Source organism: Phenylobacterium sp. (assembly GCF_036502675.1).
In the GTDB taxonomy this organism is placed as follows: Bacteria; Pseudomonadota; Alphaproteobacteria; order Caulobacterales; family Caulobacteraceae; genus Phenylobacterium.
In genome coordinates, this window is the sequence record NZ_DASXYF010000099.1 from 1 (window position 1) to 2172 (window position 2172).

3 protein-coding genes are annotated in these 2172 nt (G+C 70.0%); all 3 read left to right on the forward strand.

What is annotated here, in order from left to right; translation table 11 throughout:
* The coding region (locus VGL30_RS12765) for a transposase (RefSeq protein ID WP_331540377.1) at positions 1-925 on the forward strand (925 nt) is incomplete at its 5' end.
* Positions 926-988: 63 nt separating this feature from the next.
* The gene (locus tag VGL30_RS12770; protein ID WP_331540378.1) at positions 989-1960 is read left to right on the forward strand and encodes an AAA family ATPase; all 972 of its coding nucleotides are present in this window, start codon (positions 989-991) and stop codon (positions 1958-1960) included.
* Between the two features lie 14 nt (positions 1961-1974).
* Positions 1975-2172 (forward strand): hypothetical protein, encoded by a 198-nt coding sequence (locus VGL30_RS12775; protein ID WP_331540379.1) that lies wholly within the window; start codon positions 1975-1977, stop codon positions 2170-2172.

Below are 2172 nucleotides of genomic sequence, written 5' to 3' on the forward strand. Positions count from 1 at the left end.
CTCGAAGTGGCTGACCGGCGGCACGCCCAACCGCTACCGGTTCGCGGTGAAGGAGCAGGACCCGGTCGGGCTGCTGACGCAGTTCGGCATCGAGATCCACTTCACCACGCCCTATTCCGGCCAGTCCAAGCCGATCGAGCGCTCCTTCCTCGACCTGGAGCAGGAGATAGGCGCCTCGGCCGCCTTCCAGGGCGCCTATGTGGGCGCGAACCCGCTCGACAAGCCGCACGACGCCGGCACGCGGGTCATCCCGATCGCCGAGTTCGAGGCGGTGGTGGACGCCGGGATCCAGCGCCACAACCGCCGCCTGGGCCGCCTCACGCGGGCCTGCAAGGGCGCCGGGCTGTCCTTCGACCAGGCGTTCGACGAGAGCTTCGCCACCGCCCTGGTGGCCCGCGCGACCCCGGAGCAGTTGCGGCAGGCGCTGCTCTGCGTCGAGGGCGTCACGGTGCGCCAGCACGGCCACGGGGTCGTCCTGAACGGCAACCGTTACTTCGGCGAGTTCCTGATCGACCTGGTGGGCCAGAAGATCGCCGCCCGCTTCGACCCCGACGACATGCATGCCGGCCTGCACGTCTACAGCCTGACCGGCGTCTACCTGGGGTTCGCGGCCTGCCTGGAGAAGGTGGGTTTCGCCAACGCCGAGGAGGGCCGCGAGGCCCAGCGGCTCAAGAAACGCCTGCTCCGCAGCATCAAGGACAAGGCCGCGGCGGAAGACGCCCTCACGGCCCACCAGCTGGCCGCCCTGGGCCCGGAATTCACCGACGAGGAGATCCGCCGCCCGATCGTCGTGCGCGGTCTGTTCACCGCCGGCGCCGCCGCCCAGCAGCTGCAGATCGAGGACGATCCGGCCGCGCTCGAGGCCGCCCTCCAGAATTTCAACCGCGCCGCCAGCCACCTCCGGGTGGTCGGCGAAGACGAATAAAAAAACGCCCCCCCGGGCGCGCGGCTCGGGAGGGCGGAAAAGTCTGATCAGTGAGAAGCATACATGAATATCGACCACGGGAAAACCCACTGGACTGAGGACGAACAGGAGATTTTGCGCTCCGTCGTTCGCGAATACATGCAGCTGCACGGCGTCACCCAGGCCGCCGTGTCGCGAGAGTCCGGCGTCGCCGCCGCGACCCTCAGCCAGTTCCTCTCCAACACCTACAAGGGGTCCACCAGCGAGGTGGCCAAGAACCTGGGCCGCTGGCTGACCCACAAGCGGGAAGAGGCGGAGATCTCCAGCGTCGCCCCGCCGGAGCCGACCTTCACGCAGACGAAGACCGCGGTAAGCATCCTCAACGTGCTCCGCGGCTCGCAGGCGCTGGCCGACATGGGCCTGGTGATCGGGCGGCCGGGGGTCGGCAAGACCGCCACGCTGCGCCAGTACAAGACCACCACGCCGCGGGTGGCGATCGTCACCGCGTCGCCGGCGATCTCCAGCGCCTCGGGCATGCTGCGCAAGCTGCTGGAGTCCACGACAGGCTCGCCACGCGGCCGGGGCTACGCCTCCAAGCTCGACCTGACCACCCAAGCCCGGGCGCTGTACGGCCCCGGCTGGCTGATCGTCGCCGACGAGGCCCAGCACCTGCAGGTGGAGGCGCTGGAGGAACTGCGCGCCATCCACGACGAGACCAGCGCCGGGCTGGTGCTGATGGGGAACGCCACGGTGCTCAGCCGGATCGAGGGCAACGAGCGCAACCCGGCCTTCGCCCAGCTTTTCAGCCGCTGCGGCGTGCGGGTGGTGATCAACGCCTCGGACCCCGAGGACGTCGTCGCCATCCTTGCCACCATGGGCGTCGAGACGCCGGACGTGCTGCAGATCGCCCAGGCGATCGCGGCGAAGGACGGCGTCCGCCAGGTCGTGAAGGCCGTGCGCCGCGCCCTGATGACGGCCCGCGGCGCCCGCGAAGACCTGACCCCGAACCACCTGCGCCTCGCGTACCGCCAGCTCGGCGGCGTGCTTCCCCGTTGATGAAAGGAGACCCCATGACGTCCCTCGACCAGGCCCGCCAGGGCCGCAGCGCCGCCCGGCAGATCCGCAATCAGGCCCAGGCCGGCGTCCTCACCGCCAGGGAGCTGTACCGGCTCCTCGACAAGGTGGACGCCGGTTTCGAGCAGATGCTCGGCATGGCGCCGTTCCCGGCCGCCAACGACTTCGACCCCCTGCGGGGGGTCCGGGCGTGA